23 protein-coding genes are annotated in these 25,087 nt (G+C 67.1%); 14 read left to right on the top strand and 9 right to left on the bottom strand.

What is annotated here, in order from left to right; all coding sequences use genetic code 11:
- The first annotated feature begins 104 nt into the window (after positions 1-104).
- On the top strand, positions 105-2,171 hold the full coding sequence (locus tag AB0J78_RS08875) for an EAL domain-containing protein (RefSeq protein ID WP_363788124.1): 2,067 nt from the start codon (positions 105-107) through the stop codon (positions 2,169-2,171).
- Between the two features lie 43 nt (positions 2,172-2,214).
- Here AB0J78_RS08875 and AB0J78_RS08870 read toward each other — a convergent pair whose 3' ends face one another.
- On the bottom strand, positions 2,215-2,835 hold the full coding sequence (locus tag AB0J78_RS08870) for a TMEM175 family protein (protein WP_363788123.1): 621 nt from the start codon (positions 2,833-2,835) through the stop codon (positions 2,215-2,217).
- 155 nt (positions 2,836-2,990) lie between these two features.
- On the opposite strand from AB0J78_RS08870, the gene AB0J78_RS08865 reads away from it, so the two are divergent.
- Positions 2,991-3,377 (top strand): recombinase family protein, encoded by a 387-nt coding sequence (locus AB0J78_RS08865; protein ID WP_363788122.1) that lies wholly within the window; start codon positions 2,991-2,993, stop codon positions 3,375-3,377.
- A 1,195-nt stretch (positions 3,378-4,572) separates the two neighbouring features.
- Here AB0J78_RS08865 and AB0J78_RS08860 read toward each other — a convergent pair.
- The 3 genes from AB0J78_RS08860 to AB0J78_RS08850 are packed head-to-tail and all read right to left on the bottom strand — an operon-like array spanning position 4,573 to position 6,239.
- Positions 4,573-5,238, bottom strand: a complete 666-nt coding sequence (locus tag AB0J78_RS08860) for a GntR family transcriptional regulator (RefSeq protein ID WP_363788121.1) — start codon at positions 5,236-5,238, stop codon at positions 4,573-4,575.
- A gap of 48 nt (positions 5,239-5,286) precedes the next feature.
- A complete protein-coding gene (locus AB0J78_RS08855) occupies positions 5,287-5,805 on the bottom strand; it encodes a flavin reductase family protein (RefSeq protein ID WP_363788120.1) in 519 nt (172 codons plus the stop codon).
- A 5-nt stretch (positions 5,806-5,810) separates the two neighbouring features.
- Positions 5,811-6,239, bottom strand: coding sequence for an ester cyclase (locus AB0J78_RS08850; RefSeq protein ID WP_363788118.1), 429 nt, complete (start codon positions 6,237-6,239; stop codon positions 5,811-5,813).
- Between the two features lie 380 nt (positions 6,240-6,619).
- Between AB0J78_RS08850 and AB0J78_RS08845 the strand changes: the two genes are divergently transcribed.
- The 7 genes from AB0J78_RS08845 to ribB all read left to right on the top strand — a co-directional run bounded on the left by AB0J78_RS08845 (position 6,620) and on the right by ribB (position 12,449).
- Positions 6,620-7,240, top strand: a complete 621-nt coding sequence (locus tag AB0J78_RS08845) for an amino acid synthesis family protein (protein ID WP_363788117.1) — start codon at positions 6,620-6,622, stop codon at positions 7,238-7,240.
- On the top strand, positions 7,237-7,788 hold the full coding sequence (locus AB0J78_RS08840) for an amino acid synthesis family protein (RefSeq protein WP_363788116.1): 552 nt from the start codon (positions 7,237-7,239) through the stop codon (positions 7,786-7,788). The genes AB0J78_RS08845 and AB0J78_RS08840 overlap by 4 nt, the downstream gene beginning before the upstream one ends.
- A gap of 6 nt (positions 7,789-7,794) precedes the next feature.
- Complete coding sequence (locus AB0J78_RS08835) at positions 7,795-8,526, top strand: alpha/beta hydrolase (protein ID WP_363788115.1); 732 nt, start codon at positions 7,795-7,797, stop codon at positions 8,524-8,526.
- Positions 8,519-10,006, top strand: a complete 1,488-nt coding sequence (locus AB0J78_RS08830; protein WP_363788114.1) for an aldehyde dehydrogenase — start codon at positions 8,519-8,521, stop codon at positions 10,004-10,006. Before AB0J78_RS08835 ends, AB0J78_RS08830 begins: the two co-directional genes overlap by 8 nt.
- A 1-nt stretch (position 10,007) precedes the next feature.
- Positions 10,008-10,220 (top strand): tautomerase family protein, encoded by a 213-nt coding sequence (locus AB0J78_RS08825; RefSeq protein ID WP_363788113.1) that lies wholly within the window; start codon positions 10,008-10,010, stop codon positions 10,218-10,220.
- Positions 10,217-11,260 (top strand): LLM class flavin-dependent oxidoreductase, encoded by a 1,044-nt coding sequence (locus AB0J78_RS08820; protein ID WP_363788112.1) that lies wholly within the window; start codon positions 10,217-10,219, stop codon positions 11,258-11,260. Before AB0J78_RS08825 ends, AB0J78_RS08820 begins: the two co-directional genes overlap by 4 nt.
- 100 nt (positions 11,261-11,360) lie before the next feature.
- Entirely contained in the window at positions 11,361-12,449 is a 1,089-nt protein-coding gene (gene ribB, locus AB0J78_RS08815; RefSeq protein ID WP_363788111.1) for a 3,4-dihydroxy-2-butanone-4-phosphate synthase, read from the top strand.
- Between the two features lie 154 nt (positions 12,450-12,603).
- Here the strand turns inward: ribB and AB0J78_RS08810 are convergent, their stop codons facing one another.
- Both AB0J78_RS08810 and AB0J78_RS08805 read right to left on the bottom strand, forming a co-directional pair.
- Positions 12,604-13,827: a pyridoxal phosphate-dependent aminotransferase gene (locus AB0J78_RS08810; protein WP_363788110.1), complete on the bottom strand. Its 1,224-nt coding sequence runs from the start codon at positions 13,825-13,827 to the stop codon at positions 12,604-12,606.
- A gap of 229 nt (positions 13,828-14,056) precedes the next feature.
- The gene (locus tag AB0J78_RS08805) at positions 14,057-15,721 is read right to left on the bottom strand and encodes a BCCT family transporter (protein WP_363788109.1); all 1,665 of its coding nucleotides are present in this window, start codon (positions 15,719-15,721) and stop codon (positions 14,057-14,059) included.
- A 242-nt stretch (positions 15,722-15,963) separates the two neighbouring features.
- Between AB0J78_RS08805 and AB0J78_RS08800 the strand changes: the two genes are divergently transcribed.
- Positions 15,964-16,665, top strand: a complete 702-nt coding sequence (locus AB0J78_RS08800) for a GntR family transcriptional regulator (protein WP_363788108.1) — start codon at positions 15,964-15,966, stop codon at positions 16,663-16,665.
- A 116-nt stretch (positions 16,666-16,781) separates the two neighbouring features.
- A complete protein-coding gene (locus AB0J78_RS08795) occupies positions 16,782-17,051 on the top strand; it encodes a hypothetical protein (RefSeq protein WP_363788107.1) in 270 nt (89 codons plus the stop codon).
- A gap of 59 nt (positions 17,052-17,110) precedes the next feature.
- Here AB0J78_RS08795 and AB0J78_RS08790 read toward each other — a convergent pair whose 3' ends face one another.
- Together AB0J78_RS08790 and AB0J78_RS08785 are read right to left on the bottom strand one after the other, a co-directional pair.
- Entirely contained in the window at positions 17,111-18,478 is a 1,368-nt protein-coding gene (locus tag AB0J78_RS08790; RefSeq protein ID WP_363788106.1) for an APC family permease, read from the bottom strand.
- Positions 18,475-19,368: a carbon-nitrogen hydrolase family protein gene (locus AB0J78_RS08785; RefSeq protein WP_363788105.1), complete on the bottom strand. Its 894-nt coding sequence runs from the start codon at positions 19,366-19,368 to the stop codon at positions 18,475-18,477. Before AB0J78_RS08785 ends, AB0J78_RS08790 begins: the two co-directional genes overlap by 4 nt.
- 212 nt (positions 19,369-19,580) lie before the next feature.
- Here AB0J78_RS08785 and AB0J78_RS08780 point away from each other — a divergent pair, with 212 nt between their 5' ends.
- The 3 genes from AB0J78_RS08780 to AB0J78_RS08770 all read left to right on the top strand — a co-directional run bounded on the left by AB0J78_RS08780 (position 19,581) and on the right by AB0J78_RS08770 (position 24,382).
- Positions 19,581-20,477 (top strand): LysR family transcriptional regulator, encoded by an 897-nt coding sequence (locus tag AB0J78_RS08780; RefSeq protein WP_363788104.1) that lies wholly within the window; start codon positions 19,581-19,583, stop codon positions 20,475-20,477.
- 119 nt (positions 20,478-20,596) lie between these two features.
- Positions 20,597-22,429, top strand: a complete 1,833-nt coding sequence (locus tag AB0J78_RS08775; RefSeq protein ID WP_363788103.1) for a hypothetical protein — start codon at positions 20,597-20,599, stop codon at positions 22,427-22,429.
- A gap of 279 nt (positions 22,430-22,708) precedes the next feature.
- Complete coding sequence (locus AB0J78_RS08770; RefSeq protein ID WP_363788141.1) at positions 22,709-24,382, top strand: ABC transporter substrate-binding protein; 1,674 nt, start codon at positions 22,709-22,711, stop codon at positions 24,380-24,382.
- Here AB0J78_RS08770 and AB0J78_RS08765 read toward each other — a convergent pair.
- Positions 24,375-25,085, bottom strand: coding sequence for an SDR family oxidoreductase (locus AB0J78_RS08765; protein WP_363788102.1), 711 nt, complete (start codon positions 25,083-25,085; stop codon positions 24,375-24,377). The two genes, AB0J78_RS08770 and AB0J78_RS08765, sit on opposite strands and share 8 nt — an antisense overlap.
- Positions 25,086-25,087 lie beyond the last annotated feature (2 nt).

Genomic DNA, 25,087 nt, shown 5'->3' with positions numbered 1-25,087 from the left:
CTTTGGAGTACCTGTTGGGAAATACGAATAGTAGTATTGCCGTGCTGGTGTGCGGCACTCTGAGGAGATAGTTTCCGCAGGTCATCAGCGTCGGAGGGGAGCGGATGTCGCCGGAGCAGGAAGAGGTCGACCGAGGCGTGGTCATGTCCGGTTCGCGGATGGACCGCGCCATGCTGGACCTGACGCTCGCCATTCACGGGGCCGTGGCGTGGCGCTATCGCTTCGCTGACGACACGCTCACATGGTTCGGTGACGGGCTCGGCCAACTCTTGTCCATCCCGGACGCGAGTGCGGAGTCATTGCGGGCCCGGCTGCGGGAATTGCTGGAGCCGGTGATCGTTTCCGCCGCGACGGCATCCGCGTGGCGCGAATTCGAACTCGAGCAGCCGTTCGAGGATCACCACGGGGTGCACCACAGGCTTTGCATCCGAGCGCGCCCGACAGGCCAGCGGCATCCAGAGGAACTCATCGGTATCGCCACGGACGCACACCCCGGCGGAGAGGAAGTTCGGCAACTGGCCGTCCTGGCCGATCGGTACCGTTTGCTGGCTGAGCTGAGTCCCGATGCGATCTGCGTGCATCAGAACGGCCTGCTCACCTATGTCAACCCTGCAACGGTGCGACTGGTGCGGGCCGAGTCCGATGAGCAACTGCTCGGGCACCCCATCAGCGAGTTCGTCGCCGAGCCGTCGCTGGGCGACTTGCGCCGGCGGGTGGCCGGCTTGACCGAACCGGGGATGGCCTCCGAGCCGACCGAGGTGCGGTTGCGCTGCGTGGACGGCGACACCGTGCTCATCGAGTCGGTCTCAGTGCGCACCGAGTGGAACGGTCATCCGGCCTTCCAGGTCCTCATGCACGACATCACCGCCCAGCGCAGGGCTGAACAGGCGCTTCACGAGCAGGCCACCCACGACGATTTGACGGGGCTGCTCAACCGCCGCGGGATGAACGAGATCCTCACCTGGCTGACCTCGGGTGAATCGAAGCAGCTCGGACTCGTGTTCTGCGACATCGACAACTTCAAGCGAATCAACGACTCGCTCGGTCACGAAGCAGGTGACGAACTCCTGATCGCTCTGGCCCGTCAGCTTTCCGCATCCGTACCACCGGAGTGCACGGTCGGGCGACTCTCCGGCGACGAGTTCCTCGTCATCACCGCAGACCTCGACGCGGTCGGCGGACTCCAAGCGTTGACCCGGCGCATCTCCGAAGCACTGCGCATCATGGTCCCCATTCGTGATCAAATGGTCAGTGTCTCCGCCTCCACTGGTGGGGCTCTGTTGACCGGTTCCATGACCGGGCAGGACCTCTTGCGCTACGCCGATGTCGCCATGTTCCACGCGAAAAGTCGCGGTCCCGGTCGCATCTCGTTGGCCGACAGTGAGATCGTCTCCGCTGCAGAAGGACAACTGCAACTCGAAGGCGAATTGCGCCAAGCCATTCACAGCGACGCGCTGACCTTGCACTACCAGCCGATCGTCGGCCGCGACGGCGCGATCGTGGCCGGTGAAGCGTTGCTGCGCTGGCCGCATCCCGAGCGGGGCGAACTGGGGCCCGGGGTGATTCTCGCGGCTGCCGAGCAAGGCGACCTGATGCGCGAACTCGACCAATGGGTGCTGCGAACCGCGTTGGCGGAAGCGTCCCGATGGCCATCGTGCGATGGCGCACCCCCTTCTGTCGCGGTGAACCTCGGTGGGCTTCTTCCTGGCGACCCCTCCTTCCTCGATGTGGTCACAGAGATCATCACTGATTCTGGGTTGGCGTTTGACCGGGTCGTGCTCGAAGTCGTCGAAACGGCTCTGGTGGACCTCAGTCCGCAAACGCATCAGGCCATGACCGACCTCGCCAAGCTCGGGGTGCGCTTTGCCCTCGATGATTTCGGCACTGGTTATTCCACGCTGTCCCGACTCAAACAGCTCCCGGTCCACATCCTCAAACTCGACCGCACATTCGTGGCAAAGATCGACACGGACCAGGTCGATCACGCGATCGCGCGCGCGATCGTCACCATGACCCACGCCATGGACCGCATCTGCGTCGCCGAAGGAGTCGAAACCCACGAACAGCACCAGGTGCTACAGAGTCTGGAAGTCGACCAATACCAGGGATACCTGCTGGCCCGCCCGCAACCGGCCGCTGCCTTCCTCGACCATCTCGCTACGCGTCGGTGAGCCGGCACTTCAGAAGTGCCGGGCAAGGGCGCCAGCAGTACAGCTAGGGCTCCCGATGATCTCGGGCTCTGCGGTTCTCGATGCGGTGGATGGTCGCGTGGGCGGGGATCAGCAGGAGCCAGCAGGCCGGCGCCCACGTGGGAGACACCAGGGCTACGGGCATGGACGCGACGAAGACGGCGATCGTCACCGCGGAGGGTGCGTAGGCCGACAGTGCCTTAGTCTCGGCGCGGAAGCTGCCGGTGTGACGGGCGATGGTGACGATGACCAGCTGCAGTGCTGCGATCGCGGCGACGTTGGCGGCGTAGCTGATCACCGCCACCGATTCGTTGCCGTAGTTGGCCAGCAGCGACGAGGGGAACGGCAGCAGTGCGACGAAGCCCAGCAGCGCCATGTTCACCGCTGCGACGGAGGGGACGATGCGCCGGATGTCGGTGAACAACGCGCGGTGTCCCAGCCACAGCACGCCGATGACCAGGAACGCGATCGCATATCCGGCCAGGTCGGGGGCGAGTCCGCGCAGAGCGTCGTGCAAGCTGCTCGTGTTCAGCCCTTCCGGAACGCGGATGTCGAGGGCGAGCAGGGTGGCCGCGATCGCGAAAACACCGTCGGACAGGGCGAGCACCCGCCCGTCCTGCCCCGAGTCGTCATCCTCGACCGTCACACCCCGAGACTGACCGAAATCCCGTCATCGAGCACGGTGACCTAGGTCCGGGCTGTTCCGCCGGCGTGAGATCGAAGGTGTTTCCCCAGGGCACACATGACGTTGATGCGTTGATGCCTAGTTTCTGATGATGGGTGTCGTTGTGTGGTGCGCAGGTGTTGAACGAAGGACGTCACCAGGGCGGTCGAGCGCCGTACGGCTACAAGGTCGTCGATGCCGGGCCTCACCCGAACCCGTCCCGCGCGGCTGACGGGTACCGGCTGAAGGTGCTCGCGATCGACAACGAGGTCGTTGACGTGGTGCGCTGGATCTTCGCCGAGTACCTCAGCGGCAGGGGCGACCGAGCGATCGCCAACGGACTGAACCGCGACGGCTTCCCGTGCCCCTCGGCCCGTCGGGCGGAGCAGAACCGGCACCGGCTGGCCGAAGCCGTTCTCAAGGGAGTTGCCGCCCACAGCATGTGCTGGGGCAAGACCGGGCCCGCCGCCGCATGCTGGAAAGCGTGCCGCAACGACCCGGGAACGCTGGCGACAGGTTCATGATCTGCTCGATCACGGTGTCGGGCTCCTCGAGGTCTCCCGCAGGTTGAACCTGGCGCTGAACACGGTCAAGCGCTACGCGCGCATCCGGGAGCCCGAACGCCTCGTGCGGGCCCCGCAATACCGGCCGACCCTGGTCGATCCGTTCCGCGACTACCTCCGCCAGCGCCGAGCCGAAGAACCGGCTGTGTCCGTCCAGCGGCTGCTCGCTCTATCGCTACATCACCCAGGGCCGCGTCGAATCCGACCGACCCGCGATCTCGCCACACCGCCTGACCCGCAACCTGCTGGCCCACCCCGACAGGCTTGCAGCCCACCAGCGAGAACGCCGCGACGCCGCGATCGGCTCCTGCCCCGAAATGACCGGATTCACTTCCCTGATCAGAGACTTCGCCACTCTGCTGAGCCCCGATCCCGGCAACGACGCACGCGTGAGCCGCTGGATCGGTGTGGATCATCGGTGATCGCGAGTTGGTCGTCTTCTTGACCGCTGGGGACCAACGAGACCCATTTGACCGGCGTGGAGCCACGCGGTCAAGTGCGTCGGCGGGTGTTCGTCGGTCCTGATGGTCCTTGATGTTGGCTTCGGTGTTCTCGGCATGTGGTCCGCGTTGGAAATGGAACGCGATGTCGTGGCCGTCATCGACCAGGCTGTGGGTCTGGCGCTCTGTGACGACGTGAAGCCCTGGTCCGCCGCGGGCATTGCGGCGGACCAGGGCATCAATCGGACGTCTTCATGTGCTCGTGATCAGGTGTGTGTCGACGCGTGCGAGACCGGTAGTGTCCGCGGACGGACTTGCACACTATTCACCCGCCTTCAGCTTCCCGAGAACGGTTGAAGCAGGGGCTTTTTGCTGTCCCAGGTGTCCCGGTACAAGCTCAATTGGGACACCGTGTAGGGGCAGGCAGGGTTGCCCGGTGAGCTGCGTAAACGTGGAGGGGGCTGGGTCGGGGGCGGGTGTTGCGGGGTGTCCCGGCCTGTCCCTGAACGGGTTTTGGCGCATCCACCGAGCGCCCAGCCGGTGGGCCGCAGAGGCGTGTCCCACGGGTTCCATTCGGATTGTCGAGCTGCGCGGCTCGGTTGGATGGTCGTTCCGAAGAGGCTGGCGACCACCGGCTGGACGTGAGGTGCCTAGATGTGGTGATCGGTTGTGCGTCAGCTTGGTCGGCGGCTCAGCAGGGGCCGGTCGTGGCATGGTCAGGTTCGGAGTCCTGCGAGGAGTGCTCGTCGGCTGGCTCGGACGTGTTCTCGCATGACTTGCTCGGCGCTGTCGCCATCCTTGGACATGATCAGCTCGACGACGTTGTGATGTTCGCGGTCTGACTGGCTGGGGCGACCGGGCTGGCTCAGTGAGGTGGTGACGAGGCGGGAATAGGCCAGCTGGTTCATCAAGGTGCGGTAATGACCTTCGAGTTTGCGGTTGTCGGCACCCACGATGATGAGTTCGTGGAATTCCTCGACGAGCTCGGCGTAGCGTTGCCGGTCGTCTGCGGAGACGGCGATGTCGGCCTGCCTCAGGTTCTCCTCCAGTTGGTCCAGCTCGGGCACACGTCCGCGTTGAGCCAGCAGCCTGGCGGCAGCGCCTTCGAGGAGCTCCTTCATCTCGAACAGCTCGGTGATCTCGCGCCGTGAGGGGGCGGTCACGAAGGTGCCCACCCGGGGCCGGATCTCGACGAGTCCCTCGGTCTGGAGCTGCTTGAAGGTCTCGCGCACGGGTGTCCGGCTGACGTCGAACTCCTCCGCGAGCGCCAGCTCGGACAAGCTCATCCCAGGCTGCACCTCGCCGTCGATGATCCGGCGCCGAATCTCGGCGATCAGCCGGGCCTGGATTGAACCCGTGCTCGCACCGTTGTTGCCGCCCACTGCACGTCTCCTCTTCAAGCCTGCCGACTCGGACCGAAGCCCCCGGGGTCATGCGAGGGGGTCGAGCGCACTTCCGTCGAAGAACTTACCCGCGCTGTAGACCATGGGAGGGAGGTCCGTGACCGTGGCGTGCTCCACACGACAGATGAACACGGTGTGCGTGCTGGCCCGCAGGCGCTCGCGGATCTCCACCTCCATCTGTGCAGCGCTGCTTGTGATCAGCGGGCTGCCGTGGGGGCCCGGGCTCCAGTCCAGGTCGGCGAACTTGTCCGCGGATTTGGTGGCGAAGGTCTTCACCACGTCGCCCTGCGCGGTGGAGAGGATGTTGATCGCGAGGTGGTCGGTCCGGAACAGGCAGTCGTGCGTGGAGGACGTGTGCTGTACGGCGACCATGACCGTCGGCGGTTCGAGCGAGATGCTGGAGAAGGCGTTCACCGCGAGTCCTCGGGGCGTGTCGTCATCGAGTGCGGTGACGACGGTGACGCCGCTGACGAACTGGCGGTTGACCTGCTTCATCAGGTCCAGGTCGGGGATGGTCATCGTGGTGTTCCTCGTGCTGGTGGTCATGGTGCTCACCCGTCCTGGCCGACGGAGATGATGCCGAGCGCGGTGAGCAGGGCGCGCGGATCCCAGGTCACGGACTCCTCGACGATCAGGTCGCCGTCGAACAGGGCGAAGTTGACCCCGTTGACCGCGACTGAACGGTGGGTTGCCGGCACGCCGAGAAACGGGTGTTCGTGCGCACCGGTGCTGTGCCAGCGGATGGCGACGCGGTCGTCTTCGATGATGATCTCGTCGATGACGGTCGTCAGGTCTGGGAACGCGGACCGGGTCGACAGGATGGACGCCTTGAACTGGTCGAGGCTGTGCACTGCCCCGGCGCTCTCGTGCCTGCGGTAGTCGGGGCTGAGCAGGTCGTCGAGAGCGTCGACGTCGCCGCGGTCCCATGCGGCTTCCCAGGCGCGCTGGATCCGTTTCCGTCGCGCGTCGGCGTCGGACATGCGATGTCTCCTTTCGGTTCGGTGGTCGCGTGGGTGCGGGCGAGATTGCGCTCGTGTTTTCGGAGGCTCGACGTCGTCGTGGCCCTAGGGGGCGACAGGCCCTGTGGCATGGCAGGGGGGGCGGAGTGCCGGTGCTCGGGTTCCGTCTCCGAGACCACGCCTGTGGCATGCAAGAGAAAGTAGGCCGGACCACACTTGTATGTCAACGGGTGGGCTGATGGTGGGCCCCACGGCCCCATCGCTGGCGCCCTACGCCGATCAATCTACCTGGATTTATGTCGCAAATAGGCCGCTCAGCCCGCCCTTGAGGTGACTCCGTGGGTGTCCGGTGATGTCTCCGGTTATTGACCGTTGGGCCGGCGAAAGCTACCTTCTGTGGCATGCAAGAGGGATTGAAGGTCGATGAGCTCGACCTACGCAAGGTGGTCGTCTACCGGGAGGAGGTCGTCACAGAAGCCGGCGAGCGGCCGGCGGCCCCTGCTGCTCAGGCCAGCGTCGCGGCGGTGCTGCGGAATCCGTGGCTGGGTACGGGCCCATCGCGAGACCTCTCGCCCGAGGTGCTGGGGGTCGCACCGGGCCTGGCACGTGTCCTGACAGGCCACCTGATCGAGACCCTCGGCAGCGTCGATGCCATCGAGGCCTTCGGGAAGGCCGCGGTGGTCGGCAACGCCGGCGAGATCGAACACGGGGGTGCACTGATCCACACCCCGTACTTCGGCAACTTGATGCGCGAGTTCCTCGACGGCGAGTCGATCATCTGCTTCGCCGACGCCCGCGCGGAGGCGGGCACGACGTTGGTCGTTCCGCTGTGGCACAAGACCCACGCGGCGACCAGGAGTCACTACCAGACCGTGACCGCTCGCATCCCGGATGCGCCGCGGTCCGACGAGCTGGTCATCATCGCCGCTGCCTCGACCGGTCCCCGCCCGCATCCTCGAATCGGGGATCGCACCACCGACCCCGCCGTCACCGCACAGAAGCTGGAGAGTTCCCTGTCATGAACCTGCGCAAGATCGTCACCGTGGTCGAGGAGACCCAGGCGGAGGGCGGCCGCCCGGTCGAGCCCGCGGCCCGCGTGGCTGTCGTGGCCGCCATCATCGAGAACCCGTGGAACGGGCAGGGTTTCGTCGAGGACCTCGCGCCCGGCATCGATGCGAACGCCTCGGACCTGGGTGCCCTGCTGGCACCCCGCGTGTTGGCCGCGTTGGGAGAGCCGGCAGAGGCCTATGGCAAGGCGGCCATCGTGGGGTTGGGCGGCGAGGTCGAGCACGGCTCGGCGCTGATCCACACGCTGAAGTTCGGCGACCACTTCCGCAAGGCGGCCAACGCCACGACCTTGCTGCCCGCGGTGGAGAAGCGCGCCCCCGCCGGGGTCGTCTTCGACATCCCGCTCAAGCACATCACCGACGCGACGATCCGGTCGCACCACCAGACCGTCGAGGTGCGCATCGCCGATGCGCCGCACGCCGATGAGATCGTCGTGGCGCTCGCCGCTGCCTCACAGGGTCGCCCGCAGCAGCGTCTCGCCTCGCTGAAGACCGAGCAGTAGTCACCCATGGCGGCGCCGACACTCGTCCTCCTGCACGGGGTGGGGCTGGACCACACCGTGTGGGAGCCCGTCGCCGGGCTGCTCCGGGCCGACTTCCGGATCGTCGCGCCTGACCTGCCAGGTCACGGCACGCGGCCGCCGGCGTTGGCCGGCACAACCCTCGCCGATCTGGCAGATGGGGTCGTCGACGAGATCCCGCCCGGCTCGCACGTGGTGGGCTTCTCGCTCGGTGCACTCGTGGCGCAGCACCTCGCGGTGCACCGCCCGGAGCTGGTCGCCACGTTGACCTCGGTCAGTTCCGTCTGCCAGCGCACCGAGGACGAGCGCGCAGCGGTGCTGCGCCGTTTGGACTCGGCCACGCAGGATCTCGCTGCCAGCACCGCGGCCTCCCTGCACCGCTGGTACGACGGCACCGACGTGTCGCCGGAGTGGATCCGCGCGACCGAGGCAATCCTGTCGGCCAACGATCCGGACAGCTTCGTGCACTGCTACCGGGTGTTCGCGACGGGAGACGCTGAGATCGCCCCGCACCTGCGTGAGATCCGCGTTCCGTCGCTGGCGGTTACCGGTGAGCTCGACCCGGGCTCCACGCCGGAGATGACCCACCGCCTGGCGCGGGCGATCCCGGACTGCACCGCAGCGGTGATCCAGGGCGCCCGGCACATGCTTCCCATCCAGAAACCCCGCGAACTCGGCACCAGCGTGTCCGACTTCCTCAGAAGGTATGCCCATGTCTGAGATCCGACGGCTTCACCACTTCATCGGCGGTGAGCCGACACCATCGCACTCGGGGGAGTACTTCACCAGCACCAACCCCGCCACGGGCGAGACCGTGTACGAAGCGGCGCGTGGCGACGCCCGCGACGTAGAGTCCGCCGTCCGATCTGCCCGCGCCGCCTTCGAGGATCCTCGGTGGCAGGCGCTCAGCCAGACCCGCCGCGGCCACTTGCTGCGTCGGCTCGGCGACCTGATCGGCGAGAACGCTGAGGAACTAGCCCGTTCTGAGAGCCTCGACAACGGAAAACTGTTGCGGGAGATGCGCGGTCAGCTCGCGACGCTGCCCGAGTACTACTACTATTACGCCGGTCTCGCGGACAAGATTCAGGGCGATGTCATCCCCACCTCCGATCGTCGCGTCATCAACTACACGATGCGCGAGCCGCTGGGCGTGATTGGCGCCATCACACCGTGGAACTCCCCGCTCACGCTCACCAGCAGCAAGCTCGCCCCGGCGTTGTGCGTGGGGAACACGGTCGTGATCAAGCCGTCCGAGTACACCTCGGCCACGGTCCTGCGTCTGGCCGAACTCGCCATCGAGGCCGGATTTCCACCGGGGGCGGTGAACGTCGTCACCGGCTTCGGCGCGGAGGCCGGGCAGCCCCTTGTCGACCACCCGGGTCTGGCGAAGATCTCCTTCACCGGCAGCACCGCGACCGGCTCGCGGATCGCGTCCGCCACGGCAGGCCGGTTCATCGGCTCGACGCTCGAACTGGGCGGCAAGTCGCCGAACATCGTGTTCGACGACGCCAACGTCGCGAACGCCGCCACCGGGGTGGTAGCCGGGATCTTCGCGGCCGCCGGTCAGACGTGCATCGCCGGAAGCAGGGTGTTCGCTCATCGGTCGGTCTACGACGAATTGCTCGAGCGGGTGGCCGAACGGGCCCGCAGCATCCGCGTGGGCGACCCGCTCGCCGACGACACCGAACTCGGCCCCCTCGCGTTCGAGGACCAGCGGGACAAGGTCGCGTCCTATGTCGAGCTCGGCCGCAGCGAGGGCGCGCGTGTGCTCACCGGTGGTCAGGCCAGTGATGGTGGCATGGGCGGCTTCTTCTACGAGCCGACCGTCCTGGTCGACGTCGACAACGGGATGCGGGTCGTGCGCGAGGAGATCTTCGGCCCCGTCGCGGCGATCATGCCCTTCGACACCGAGGACGAGGTCGTCGCGCTCGCCAACGACACCGAGTACGGGCTCGCCGCCGGTGTGTGGACCACGAATCTCGCCCGTGCGCACCGGATGGCCGATCGGCTCGACGCCGGCACCGTCTGGGTCAACACCTACCGAGCGATGTCGCCGATGTCGCCCCGCGAGGGCTTCAAGAGCAGCGGCGTCGGGGTTGAGCACGGCGCCGAGACCATCAAGGAATACACCAGGCTCAAGAGCGTCTGGATCAACACCGACGAAGGTCCCGTTCCGGACCCGTTCGTGATGCGGAGCTGAGATGCCGCTCGTCGAAGTGACTCTTGCACAGGGACGTTCGGAGGAGCAGATCCGCTCGATGATGACCGCCGTGCACGAGGCGGTGCTCGCCACCGTCGGCACGCGACCCGAACACATCCGCGTCATCGTGCGCGAGGTTCCCAGAACGCACTGGGCCACGGGGGATCGCACCATCGCGGAGACGTTTGAAACACCACCGGAGGATGAACAATGAGGTTTTCCCTCTTCGCCCACATGGAACGCTGGGACGAGCAGACCACCCACCGCGAGCAGTTCGAAAACCTCGCAGAGCTGGCGCTGATGGCCGAGGCCGGCGGATTCGGCACCGTCTGGGTCGGCGAACACCACGCCATGGAATACACGATCTCGCCGAACCCCTACCCGGTGCTCTCCTACCTCGCGGCCAAGACCAGCACGATCCGCCTCGGCGCGGGAACGCTGATCGCGCCCTTCTGGAACCCCATTCGCGCGGCGGGTGAGTCGGCGCTTCTCGACGTCATCAGCAATGGGCGGGCGGAGGTCGGGTTGGCCCGCGGCGCCTACCAGGTCGAGTTCGACCGCATGGTCCCCGGCACCAAGGCCACCGACGGTGCTACCCACCTCCGAGAGCTCGTCCCTGCGGTGCGGGCGCTGTGGCAGGGCGACTACGCCCACGACGGTGAGATCTGGCAGTTCCCGACCGCGACCAGCGTTCCGAAGCCGGTCCAGCAGCCCACGCCGCCGATGTGGATCGCGGCGCGCGACCCCGCATCGCATGACTTCGCGGTGGAGCAGGGCTGCAACGTGATGGTCACTCCGCTGATGAAGGGCTACGAGGAGGTCGCCGCCCTCAAGGAGAAGTTCGACAACGCCGTCGCCAACCACCCGGAAGTGGCCGAGCCGGAGATCATGGTGCTGCGCCACACCTACGTGCACTCGCCGGATGAGCCCGAGGGCTGGCGCCCTGCAGCTGAGGCGATCTCGAAGTTCTACCGCACCTTCGACGCGTGGTTCGGTAACAAGACCGTGCCCACGAACGGGTTCCTCGAGCCGAGTCCGAAGTCGAAGTTCGCCGACCGGCCGGAGTTCGAGCCGGAATCGTTGCACCGCACCGCGATGATCGGCACTCCTGCGGAGGTCATCACCAGGCTCAAGGAGTACGAGGCGCTCGGCATTGACGAGTTCAGCTTCTGGACCGACAACAGCATGTCCCACGAGGACAAGCGCGCCTCTCTGAAGCGTTTCATCGACGAAGTGGTGCCAGCGTTCCAGTAGCACGAGTCGCTACCGCGTCCGCGCATCGCCCGACCACCGTCGGGCGATGCGCGAGTTCGCCTGGCGGGTCAGTCTCACAGCAATCTGAATGGATCCTCTGATGACGTCGTTTCTCCCTGATCGCAGCGTTGTCCGTGTTCAGGCGGCATTGTCGGCGATCGCCGAAGGACGCCCGGTGATCGTGGTCGACGATTTCGACCGCGAGAACGAGGGCGACCTCATCTTCGCCGCAGAGCGAGCAACTCCGGAGCTCCTGGCGTTCATGGTGCGGCACACATCGGGGTTCATCTGCGTTGCCCTGACCGGTTCGGACTGCGCACGGCTGGACCTGCCACCGATGCACCACGACAACGACGATCCGTATCGAACGGCCTACTGCGTCGCTGTCGATCGCTGCGACAACGGCACCGGAATCTCTGCCAGAGCACGCGCTCGGACGATCGCGAGCCTGGCTGATCCGGCGATGGCCGCGGACGATTTCCAGCGACCAGGACACGTCGTTCCGCTACGCGCCCAGGAAGACGGCGTGCTCGCTCGACGAGGACATACCGAAGCCGCGGTCGACCTCGCGCGCATGGCAGGGCTGCATCCGGCAGGTGCGCTCTGCGAGATCGTCTCCACCGAACAGATTGGCGCCATGGCGCGCGGCCCGGAACTGGAGCGCTTCGCCGCCGAGCATGGCCTCGTCATGCTCTCCATCGATGATCTCGTCCGCTACCGGCAGAGCACGGAACCGCTCGTGCAACGAGTGGTGTCGACCTCGCTTCCTACCGAGCACGGACGATTTCACGTTGTTGGCTATTCGGGACGAGACCACGCCGAGCACCTGGCACTCATCGCCGGGGAAGAGCACCGGGTCAGCACGACCACTCCGGTGCACGTTCACCACGAATGCCTCGTTGGTGACGTTCTGCGTAGCCAGGCGTGCGGGTGCGGGCGTGAGCTCGACGACGCGATGCGCCGATTCGCAGCTCAGGGCGAGGGCGTGGTGGTGTACCTGCGCGGTGAGGCGCGGTCGTGCGCTTCGCGTACCAGTGATCTGTCCCCGGTAGCGGACTGGATCCTGGCTGACCTCCAGGCCGAAGGTCAGATCGCGACTGCTGAGGCGGAGTGGCAGGACGTGGATCTCGCTGCGGCGAGGTCGTACGACCAGGTGCCGTATGAGGTCGGGGTTGTCGCTCAGGGCTGACGGCCGTCGAATCCCGCATCTCGTTCGGGATGCGGGCTTCGCGTTGTCCAGTCCAGATATCGCTGGGGTCTGGACGATGTTCGGGTCGCGCAAGCATGAGTGGAGACCGGAAGCCTCGCGACCGGTCGTGTCTCAAGGCTTCCGGGGTGCTCGCTCACGCGCCGGAGACGAACTCGGCGATGCGGGACACGCCTGTGGTGAGGTCGTCAAGTCCGAGTGCGTAGGACAGGCGGAGATATCCGGGAGTCCCGAATGCCTCTCCCGGGACGAGGGCCACGCCGGCCTTGTCCAGCAGCAGTTCGGCGAGCTCGACCGTCGTGCTCGGACGGACACCACCGAAGTCCCTGCCCAGCAGTGACTTCACCGAAGGATAGGCGTAGAAGGCTCCCTCCGGCTCGGGGCACACGACCCCGTCGATCTCGTTCAACATGCGCACGATGGTCTGTCGGCGGGTATCGAACGCCGACTTCATCTCAGCGACCGCGGACAGGTCGCCGGATACCGCGGTCAGTGCTGCGGCCTGAGCCACGTTGGACACGTTGGACGTGGTGTGCGACTGCAAGTTCGCAGCTGCCTTGACGACATCGGTAGGCCCGATCATCCATCCCACGCGCCAGCCCGTCATGGCAAAGGTCTTCGCCACGCCGTTGATGACGATGCACCGATCCGCGATCTCCGGAACGACCACCGGCAGCGAGTGGAACTCGGCCGCCCCATAGACGAGGTGCTCATAGATCTCGTCTGTCACGACCCAAAGCCCATGATCGGCGGCCCAGCGCCCGATCGCCTCCATCTCATCGCGTGAATAGACCGAGCCCGTGGGGTTGTTCGGAGAGACGAACAACAAGACCTTCGTGCGATCCGTTCGGGCAGCCTCGAGTTGTTCGACGGAAACGCGGTACCCGGTCGACTCGTCCGCGGTCACATTGACCGGGACACCACCGGCAAGGGCGATCGACTCCGGATACGTCGTCCAGTAGGGAGCCGGGACGATCACTTCGTCGCCGGGATCCACGATGGCGGCAAACGCCTCGTAAATCGCTTGCTTGCCACCATTGGTGACGAGGACCTGCGACGGCTCGACCTGGAATCCCGAGTCCCGCTTGGTCTTCTCCGCGATCGCTTCGCGGAGCTCGGGAAGTCCAGCCGCGGGGGAGTAGCGGTGAAAACGCGGCTCGCGGCACGCCCGAACAGCGGCTTCGACGATGTAATCGGGAGTGGGGAAGTCCGGTTCGCCAGCGCCGAAAACCACAACCGACTCTCCGGCAGCTCGCATCGCCTTCGCCTTGGCATCCACGGCGAGAGTGACCGACTCGCCGATCGCGGAAATGCGCTGAGAGACCCGTCGAAAACCTGTTGGGTCGAGGTGTGAGCTCATGCGTCCAATTTACTCGAATGGCGCCCGAAATTGCAGCTCCTGCGCCACGGGGTGCATCTCACATCGGCCGTTCTCCACTGCCGTGCCGCAGCAATCGTCGCCTGCGGAGCATGGCGCCGTCGCCGCTCGCGACTCTGTCGGGCACGGTCTTGGAGCCGTGCCCGACAGAGCTGCTTTGCCTCGTAGCGAAATTGGTTGGCGCCGGACCCCGGCGTCGGTCAGGGGCGGGTCAGTTCCTCGGTTCAGCCGGGAGTGATGCGGGGACAGGGCCGTCGAGTCGCTCGCTGTCGCTGGAGCCGACGGAGTTCGCCGACGCAGGCAGTGCGACTGTGCTGTGGGCGGCTGTGGATGTCACAGCGCCCTCGATCAGGGAAGGGTCATGTGGGACGAACTCCGTCCTGAGGTCCTTCCAGAAGCCGATGGCGACGCCGATGAGGATGAGCAGGAAGGGTGCGGAGGTGACGATCACCATCTGCTGCAGGGATTCCAGGCCGCCCGCGGCGAGCAGGGCGATGGCGGCGGCGCCGGTGACCACGCCCCACAGCGCGAGGATCCACTGCGGAGGTTGCTCGGACCCCCGGCTGGTGAGCATGCCGAGCACGAAGGTGTTGGCGTCGGCGCCGGAGACGAAGAACAGCACGACGAGCACGATCGTGACGATCGAGGTCAGCGTGGGCAGCGGGAGGGACTGGAGGGTGGCGAAGAACGCCGAGTTCTCATCGGCTGCGGCCGCCACCGCGATGCGGGTGCTGCCGGCGAGGTCGCTGTGGATCGCGGTGCCGCCGAAGGCGGTGAACCAGATGGAGAACACCGCGCTGGGCACGACGAGCACACCGGTGACGAACTCGCGGATCGTGCGGCCGCGCGAGATGCGCGCCAGGAACACCCCCACGAACGCCGCCCAGGACAGCCACCAGGCGAGCATGAAGTAGGTCCAGGACTGCATGAAGTCCAGATCGCCGCTGGCCGGGGTGATCAGGCTGGCTGATACGAGCTCGCTGACGTAACGGCCGATGGTCTGCACGTAGAGGTCCACCAGGTACAGGGTGGGGCCGACGACGAGCACGAACGCGAACAGCAGCGCGCCCAGTCCCATGCTGGTCTCAGAGAGGAACCGGATGCCGCGCGCGACGCCGGTCAGGGCGGAGGCGGTGAACAGCAGGGTGATCACGCCGATGATCGCGAACTGCACGGGTGGGGAGTCGGGGATGCCGAACAGGGCGGTGAACCCACCGTTGATCTGCATCGCCCCGAGTCCGAGGGAGGTGGTGGTGCCGAACAGCGTCGCCAGGACCGCGAACACGTCGATCGCGCCACCCACGGGTCCTTCGGTGCGCTTGCCGAGCAGCGGCCGGAACAGGGCGCTGACCAGGCCGGGGCGTCCGCGCCGGAACATCGACCAGGACATGGCGAGGCCGACGACGGCGAAGATGCCCCAGGCGTGCAGTCCCCAGTCGAAGAAGGAGAACTGCATCGCCGTGACCGCGGCGGCCGGCGTCATCGGCGCGGCCATGCCGTGCGGTGGCTCGGCGAGGTGGGTGATCGGTTCGGCGACTCCGTAGGAGATCAAGCCGATGCCCATCACCGCGGACAGGATCATCGCGTACCAGGTGAGCCTGCGGAAGGCGGGACGTTCGTCGTCGCGGCCGAGCCGCAACCGCCCATAGCGGCTGCAGGCGAGGAACACCAGGAAGATCAGGAACCCGAGCGAGACCAGCAGGTAGGCCCAGCCGAAGCTGCGGGTGATGCCGTCGAGCGCGGCCGAGCCCACCCGGGACAGCGAGTCACCGGCGGCGGTGCCCCACACGGCGATTGCGACCGCCAGGGTGAGCGAGACGAGCAGGACGGGCCCGGGTCGCCGGTGTTCCGGCGACGCGGTAGGTGAATCAGACATCGTTGTCTCCGTGAACTGGCCTGAAAGAACAGTGGAAGTGCGTTGTGCCAGCAGGGGCAGGCAGCCGTGTTGGAAGGAACCGTGGCATGCAACAGCAGCGACGGTCAATACCCAGATCTGTGCTCAACCGATGAGGCTACGCGAGCAGTATTCGGCCTAGACCTGGACTTAATCGGTTCTGAACGGCAAGAGGTCGCGGCATTCTGTTGCAAACAGATCCGGGCCGACCTACCTTTACTTGCATGCAACAGCAGGGTGTCCGGTCCGGCCGCGGTGGAGCGCAAGAACGCGTTGTCGCAGGAGTTCGCAGCGGCATCATTGAAGGTCGCCACCTGCCGGGTGAGCCACTGTCGGAAACGGCGCTGGCCATCGAGTACGACGTCTCTCGGACCCCGGTTCGTGAAGCGCTCAAGCAGCTCCAGATCGAGGGCTTGGTTGAAATCCGGCCACGGGTCGGTACTTTCGTCCGCCGGCCGAGTCGTCGCGAGGTCGTGGAACTGTTCGAGCTCAAGGAGATGCTTGAAGGGATGGCGGCGCGGCTGCTCGCGTCCCGGGGCTCGGTTCCGATCTTGGACGAGCTTGAGGACAACATCGAACGTTCTGGCCACGCCGTCGTCAAGGAGGACGCCGAGGGCTATGCCGGCCTGGTCCACGAGTTCCACGAGCTGTTGGTGCGCGGCGCCGACAGCACGCAGCTGGACACGCACTACCGGAAGCTGATGAATCAGCTCGCCTACCACCGTTTCGTGTCGGCATCACTGACTCGCCCGGGACGGCTCGGCGCCTCGCTATCGGAACACCGGCACGTGCTGGAAATGATCAAGGAGAAGGACGGTTTCGGCGCCGAGTTCGCCATGCGCGACCACGTCCGCTCCAGCGAGCGGGCGACACTGACTGCTGACGATCCGCTCGTGGGTGGCACTCCTCTCGGGAAGGAGTTTTGACGCGTGTTGGACCGCACCCGCGCTGGGATCGGAGCGGCTGAGGCGCTGTGAATCCTCCGGCGGTGCTCGGCGCGTGATCCCTTTTACCTTTGATATCGAGAACTTCCTTTCGAGCAGTGCGCGACGTGCTCGGGTTCGCCGTGGATGCCCAGCCGGAGGCACATGTGGCTGATCGCTGGAACATCGTTCCCTACCTGGCAGCCCAGGCGATCGCGGCGCTGATCAGCAGCAACCACGGCGCCTGCCCTGCCAGAAAAGGATTCGAGGCAGGCACTGAGACCTCCGTGCGCAACCTCGCCGTTTTCGTCGATGGGATCAGCGCACCTGGTGGCAGTGTCCTGGAACCCGCGTCTGATCCTCACGCTGGCGACGCCCCGTCCACCTGACGGGGCGTCGTCAGCTCCAGGCGTCGACTGAAAGACAGGGGGTGCGGCGGCGAGGTGAGCTATCTGGTGGCTCTGTCCGTGGCCGCGGTGTCGTCGTCGAAGGTCATCTCCGGTGCGGGCCGGCGGAAGCCCTTGGTCAGAACGGCCAGATAGACAACGCCGATCGCCAACCATACGCCGCCGATCTGGAGCGCGACGTCACCGAGCTGCGTGAGCAGATAGACGGAGACGGCGCCGCCGATGACCGGCATCACCAGGTACGAGAACAGGCCCAGGCGGCGGCCTCGCCGGCGCTCGCGGACCAGGTGGGCGATCACGCAGATGTTGACCACGGCGAAGCCGAGAAAAGCGCCGAAGTTGATGAACGAGGTGGCCGTGGTCAGGTCGAGCTTCATCGCTAGGACACCGGCGGCCGCGGTCAACAGCAGGTTGCTGACCGGGGTGCCGGTCTTCGCCGACAGCCTGCCGAAGACGGCCTTGGGCAGTACGCCGTCGCGTCCCATGACGTACATGAGGCGGGCGGCGGACGCCTGCAGGGCGATGCAGGAGGCGATGGACCCGGCGATGGTGACGAAGTTGATGATCTCGGCGTACGTCTCGCCGCCGACCTGCACCTTCAGGTGGTAGGCGGCTGCGTCGACGTCGGCGAACTGCGCGCCCGGGTGGACGAGTTGCATCACGAAGGACAGCACGATGAAGATCGCGCCAGCGGCGATGACGCACCCGATGATGCCTCGGCCGATCGTCCGCGCCCCGCCCCTGGCTTCCTCGCCGAGCGTGGAGACGGCGTCGAAGCCGAGGAAGGAATACGCGGCGATGGCCGCGGCCGCGGTGATGGCGCCGATCGAAGTGCCGGCGTTCCAGAGGGAGTCGGTGACCGGGGCGGACGAGCCGTGCTTGCCGAGGAAGACGACGCACAGGGTGGCGAAGAGGACCAGCGAGCCGACCGCGATGAACATCAGGACCTTGTTGACGCGGTCTGCGAGTTTCATGCCGAAAGCATTGATGCCGGTGGTCAGGGCCACCGAGACGATCAGCCAGACCCACTTGGGCACGTCAGGAAACTGGGCGTTGAAGTAGATCGCGGTGATGAGCCAGCCAACCATCGGGATGAAGAAGTAGTCGAGCAGCATCGCCCAGCCGGACAGGAAGCCGATGCGGCCGTCGAGCATTCTGCGGGCGTAGGTGTACACGGATCCCGAACCGGGCACGGCGCGCGCCATCTTCGCGTAACTCAGACCGGTGAGCAGCATCGCGACGGTGGCGACGGCGAACGCCGTCGGGGCCGCGCCACCGCTGGTGGCGGCGACCACGCCGAAGATGGTGACGACGATGCCGGGGGAGATGTAGGCCAGGCCGAAGAGGACGACGGAGAAGAGGCTCAGGTCGCCCTTCAGTCTCATGGTGTTCCGGGGCTCGCTGCTCATCGTGGTGGCTCCTCGGTGGTGGGGACGGGGTTACAAGCTGTGGGGTTCCAGGTGGCGGGGTCGATACGGCCCCCGTACAGCGGGAGTTCGAGGGGCGCGTCACCGGGGCGGAACTGGTCCCAGACGCGGTTGAGGCCCGCAGTGCCGTAGCGGCGGACGTTGCCGACCTCGTCGAGGTCGATCACGTCGGTGAGGGTGGTGTCGCCGGCGTCGACGGTTTCGGTGCGCACCGTGCCCTGTGGATCGATGACGAGGCTGCGGCCGATCCCGGACGGGGCGGCGGAGTTGACGCTGGCGACGAAGACCTGGTTGGCGATGGCGTTGGCGCGGTTGAGGACGACTTCCTGCGTGCGGTCGCTCGTCGAGGTGCGCACCACGTTGACGATCAACTCGGCGCCCAGCCACGCCAGATGGCGGGAGACCTCCGGGAACCAGGTGTCGTAGCAGATGGACAGTCCGATACGGCCGATCCCCGCGAGGTCGACGACTTCGAACCGGTTGCCGGGTGCGGTCGTCTCGTAGGGGCGCCACGGGCAGATCTTGCGGTACGCGGCGAGGCGTTCTCCCTGCGGCGAGTAGACGGGTGCCGTGTTGTGGACGCGGCCGTCGGCGCCGCGTTCGTAGGCGCTGCCGGGCACCAGCCAGATGCCCAGGTCGCCCGCGAGTTCGGCGAGGGCAGCGTCCCGTTTGCAGCCGAGCGGCTCGGCGGCCTTCTCCGGCGAGGACGGAACGCCTGGGGTGGTCTCGCCGAGGTGCAGCTCGGGGTAGACGACGAGGGCGCCTGGTGCGCGCAGCTTCACGCGCCGCTCCACGTCGGAGGTGAAGCCTGCGAGGTCGTCGGCCGGGCGGCCGGGCGCCTGGGCGAGGATCAGAGGCAGGGGGCGGGCCATGCGGGGAACACCAGCCAATCGAAGGGAGGTTTCTGGCGGGAGCAGTCGGCGGTGGTTCAGCCGCCGAGGGCGTGGGCTCCGGGCGGCGGGAGCGAAGGTGAGAAAAGCGTGGGGCCCGTCACCTATAGTTTCAAATACTTCCTAGGGCTGACTTGCATGCCTTTGAGGCATGCAAGTGTTCTGCCTCCGCCGTCTTCCGAGAGGCCATTGCCATGGACCTGCGAGTGCTGCGCTACTTCCTGACCATCGTGGAGACCGGTTCCGTCACCAAGGCCGCCGAGGAGGTCCGCGTCGCCCAGCCCTCGCTGTCGCGCCAACTGCGCGGCCTGGAGGCGTCGTTGGGCATGACGCTCTTCGATCGCGGCGGCAAGCAGCTGGTCCTGACCGCCGCCGGCCGGCGCTTCCTTCCGTTGGCCCGAGATCTGGTCGCCCGAGCCGACGCCGCCGAGGCCGCAGTCGGAGCGCTGGCGTCCGGGCGCGCCATGCGGATCACCGTGGCTGCGCCGCCCACCACCATCACCGACGTGATCGCGCCGTTCCTGGCCACCTGGGGACCGGAGGATCCGCTCGTCACGGTGCAGGCGGAAAGCCCGGCTCGTGCGTACCAGGCCCTGGGGAGGGGCGCCGACATCGCCATTTCCTCGGCGCCTCCGAGACGCCGTTTCGCCGGGCTGCCCGTGGCGCGCCTGCCGCTGTGGGCCTATGTGCGGGCTGACCACGCCTGGGCGGACCGGGACGGCGTCACGATCGGGGAACTCGCCGCGGCGCCCCTGATCGTCCTCACCCCGGCGCACGGCACCCGACGCATCCTGGACCACGCTGTGCAGGACGCCGACGCCTCGTACGACATCGTGCTGGAATGCGACACCCCGCACGTCGCACAGGCGATGGCGGCCTCGGGCCACGGAATTGCGGTGGTCTCCGACGATCCCCGCTTCGACCTTCACCCGCTGCTGATCCTCGACGGCGCGGGCGAGCCGCTGCAGATCCATCTGCACGCCGCGTGGGACGCCGGCCACTATGCGCTGCGCAGCATCGAGGCGTTCGCCGCGGGGCTGTCGCGCTTCTGCATCGAGCAGTACGGGCCTCAGGTCACCGCCCGCGAGTGAGCTGGAGGTATACCTGGCGGGCAGCCTGATCAGACCGGGCAGGTATTGGACGGCGGTCCCGGCGGGCCCCAGCATGCGTCGATATCCGTATCTGCTGCCGGCCCGAGAGGACACGCTCCATGCCCAAACCCTTCCATGGCCGAGGGTTGAGCCGTGCCACCGCCGTTACTGTCGTGCTCGCGGCGCTGTGCACCGTCTCGCCACCGACGATCGCGGCGTCCGCCCACGCCGTGCCCGTACCGGGCGATCCGCTCACCGGGAGCGGTGCGGTGAACCGGGCCGAACTCACCGCCGGCCAACTCACCGAGGGCACCGCCACCGACACGGTGCCCGACAACGCCTTCGCACTCCCCGCCCAGGCAGCGCCACCCACGCACAGCTTCGAAGGCACCCTCACGCTCAACGGTCTCTCCACCACAGGCGGTTTCCGCGCACTGAAGGACCCGCACGGATACGGAGACACGGAGGCCACCCGGCACCTGCCACCGGTTGACATCGCCCTGGTGCAAAACGGTAGTCACCTCGTCCCGGCGAAGCGCGGTTTGCAGTACACGGGGAACCAGGCGTGGAACCTGGCGGTGGGGCCCGGCCGCGCGTGGAACGAGGACGGCGACGGTCAACGCACCCGCGCCTCACTGCCGTTCGCGCTCGTCGAGCGCAACGCGAACTGCGTGCACAACGGCGCCCTGACGTTCCTCTTCGACGCCACATCGGTCTCCGAAGTTCGCTACCAGATCACCACGGAGACCTGCGAGTACTTCCAGTTCGACATGTGGGGCCAGGTGCCGGCCACCTACCGGCCCGGCCCCGTCGACGGCGCCGAGAACCTGCGCGACGCATACGCCTCCGAGGTCGGGGACCGGCTCCCGACCAAGCCCGTCTCGGCGCTGGCCACCGACTACCCGGAAAGTGGGGTGGACGTGGCGAAGTTCGGCGCCGGCATCACGCCGTCCGCGCTGAGCACCTTGGGCTTCTACTTCGGCGGAGTGCACTACGTGGGCAACTGCCGGACCCGGCAAGGGGAGTACCCGTTCTGCGGCCAGATGTTGTTGCCTTCGTACTCGACCGCGAAGTCGGCGTTCGCGGGAGCAGCCATGCTGCGTCTGGCGAAGCGCTACGGCTATGCCGTGGTCCAGGAGATGCTCTCCGACCGAATCCCCGAGATCGCCGGCAACACCGCCTGGAGCGGCGTCACCCTCGACCAGACTCTCGACATGGCCACCGGGAACTACACCTCGCCAGGCTACGAGATCGACGAATCGGGCCCCATTATGGCGGACTTCTTCGCAGCCGAGCCCTACGCCGACAAGATGCGACTCGCCCTGTCCTTCCCGCGTAAGGCCAGTCCCGGCGGCCAGTGGGTCTACCACACCTCGGACACCTTCCTCGCCACCCGCGCGATGAACAACTACCTGCAGGACAAGGCCGGTTCGGACGCCGACATCTTCGACATGCTCGGTGATGACGTGCTCGAGCCCGTCGGTGTCGGGCCCGACTCGCTCGTCTCCTCCCGCACCGACAACAGCCCCGGCGGAGCACCCTTCGGCGGGTACGGCATGTTCTGGACGCAGGACTCCGTCGCCCGGTTCGCCAAGTTCCTCAACAACGACCACGGCGCCGTCAACGGAACACAGATCCTCGACCCAGCCCTGCTCGCGGCCACCATGCAACGCGACCCGGAGGCCCGGGGCATGACCACCACCGGCGCCAAGGCCATGAAGTACCAGAACGGCTTCTGGGGAAAGGAATTCACCTCCGCCGACAACCCCGCCTACACCAGCCCCTTCCACGTACCGTTCATGTCGGGGTACGGCGGCATCACGGTCGCGATGATGCCGAACGGCGCCACCTACTACTACTTCAGCGACAACAACGAGTTCAGTTGGAACGCCGCCGTCGCCGAGGCCAACAAGCTAGCGCCCATGCCCGGCGCGGCAGCTACTGCGAGGTAGATCCCCGGGCGGCACGCGTGCACGCTGTGCCGCCCGGCGGGGAACTCGTCATTCCTCCGATCGCTGAGACCACGTCGGCTCAATTCCGGGTGTGCTGATCGCGGGCGCTTGCGTCCAGCGATCGTCTTGGGTCAGTCCCTCGCACCGCCACCACGCACGCCCACCGAGATTCGCTGGTATCTGGACACGAGCAGGGTGGATACTTCCTCTGCCAGGACGGATCCGTTGGCGTGGTGTCGGCGACGAAGGGAGGCTCCGGTGGTGGAACCAGTGGACGACATGATCCCGTTCAATGGCGCGCGGCGGTGGCTGCAACCGGAATCCGGGCGCGGGAGCGGCAGTGATGCGGCGTTCTTCGCGGCGCGGCCGGATCTAGTGCTCGTGGCGAAGCGTGCGGTGCGCGCGTTGGGCGGCGGGTTCGTGCGCTACCTCGACATCGCCGGTAGCGGGGTGCGTCGTGTGACAGTCGATGTGCCGGACACGCAGCGGCGCGTCGCGCGTCTCGACATCGTCGACGTCGAGGCCCCCTACGGGCTGACCGTGCGCGAGCTGCAGGTCGCCACGTGCGCTGCCAGCGGGCTGGGAAACCAGGAGATTGCCTCGGCGCTCGGCTGCACACGCCGCACGGTGGCCACACACCTTGAGCACGTCTTCGCCAAGACCGGGGCCACCTCCCGTGCGCTTGTGGCGACGCTGATCGCTGCGGAGGACGCCTACGTGGCGCCCTTGCCGAGCCCCGATCTGGTGCTTCCTGGACCGCTGCTCGCGGTGCTGCGTGGTCCCGTGACAGCACCGCGGGTGGCAGTGCGTGCTCCGCGGCCCCGGCCGGCGCTGCTCGGCGCGGTGTACCCGGCGAACCCGTCGGCCGGCGGAGACGTCGTGGCGATGCGCCGCGGGGCGAAGCTCGCGGTGCAGGAGCTCAACGCGCGCGGTGGCATCGCGGGTCGCCGTGTCGAGCACGTGACCGTTGCCGCGACGTCAGAGGAGCTGTTGGAAGCGGTCACGGCGCTCACCGCGCGCGGCGTGGACGCCATCATGCTGGGGAATTTTCCGCTGCCGTTCGCGCGACCTGCGGTCGCGGCCTCGGCAGCTGCCGGAGCGCCGGTGCTGCACAGCATGACCGGGGCAGTCCTGTCCGAAGACGTGCGCGCGGACCCCGATGGCCTGGGTGCCGTGTTCCAGGTCTGCTCGACCGAATCCGCCTATGTGCCGGGTTTGTTGCGGACGGTCCGGTACCTGGAGGACAGCGGTTCGTTCCGGCCGAGGCGCCGGAGGCTGGCCGTGCTCCAGCGGGAGAGCACGTTCGACACGGGAGTCTTCGATCGCGTGCAGCGCCAAGCGGCAGAGGCCGGCTGGAAGCTCGTGTTCCTCGAATCGGTTCCGGACCGCACCGCGAGTTTCAGCGGCCTCATCCGGCGGCTGGAACAGGCCGAGCCGGATGCCGTGTCCTTGTCGATCTTCCCTGAGCCGACACTGCGCGCGTTCCTGTCCACCGCCGGGGCGCTGCGCGAGCACGCGCTGGTGCATGCCGCGTGGTCGCCGGTGGCCCCGGGTTTCACCAGGCGGTTCGGTGAAGTCAGCGAGGGCCTGGTGTGGTCTACGGTGATCGGCAACGTGGACAGTCCCGTGTGCGACGGGTTCGAGCGGCGGTTCCGCGCGGCCTTCGGGGCCGATCCGGGGCTCGCGGCCGCGGCGGTGCATTACGACATGGTGAATGTCCTGGCCCAGGCGTGGAGTCTGGTCAGCAGGCCGTGGGACTTCGCGGCCGTGCAAGAGCGGTTGCGATCGACGTCGTCGTTCGGAGTGACAGGAGCGCATCAGTTCGTGGGGCGCGGTCAGCACGGGCTCAGCTACCCCGACGACACCGACGACCCGACGCGCGGCCACCCGCACTTGGCGTACCGCATCTCGGGCGGCACCAACCGGAGGCTGGTGCCGCCCGTGCTCAGCTGAGCCACGTCGGGGCGGTCACCGAGCCGATGCCATCACCGCCATCAACGGGCACGGTGCGCCCGTTGACCCAAGAGGCGTCCTCGCTGAGCAGCCAGGCGATCACGGCGGCGATGTCGTCAGGACGGCCAATCCGGCCCTGGACGCTGGCCGCGCGAACCTCCTCCACGTACGACCGGGGCACGGGGTTGATGGCCGAGGCAACGTCGACGAACCCGGGAGCCACGGCGCAGCACCGGATCCCGTCGCGGCCGTGCTCAAGTGCGAAGCCGCGTACCAACGCATCGAGCGCCGCCTTGGACGCCGCGTAGACCGCCGTGCCCGGCCGTGCTCGGCTGGCGGCGCCGCTGCTGACGAATACCAGCGTTCCCGGCCGGGCTTCGGCCACGCAGTCGCGGACGAACTGCGCCCCGGCGCTCAGCGCCGAGCGCGTGTTGACGGCCATGACTCGGTCGAACAGATCCTCGTCGCTCGCTGTCACCGGCGCTGCGGGGAAGACGCCCGCCGCGTGGACAAGCGCGTCGAAACCGCGGTGCTCGGCCCACAGCCGCGCCACGTGCGTCGCAACGACGTCCCGCTCGGCGAGGTCGAGTTCGGGCAGGTCGACGCCGGTGACCGTGTAGCCCGCCGCCTCCAGCCGACTCGTCACGGCACGGCCGATGCCTCCCTGCGCTCCGATCATCAGGACCGACCGCTTCGCTGCCACGT

This window comes from Saccharopolyspora sp. NPDC049426 (assembly GCF_040676935.1).
In the GTDB taxonomy this organism is placed as follows: Bacteria; Actinomycetota; Actinomycetes; order Mycobacteriales; family Pseudonocardiaceae; genus Saccharopolyspora.
Note: the sequence above shows the minus strand (reverse complement) of the source record. Positions and strands in the feature narration are given on the sequence as shown.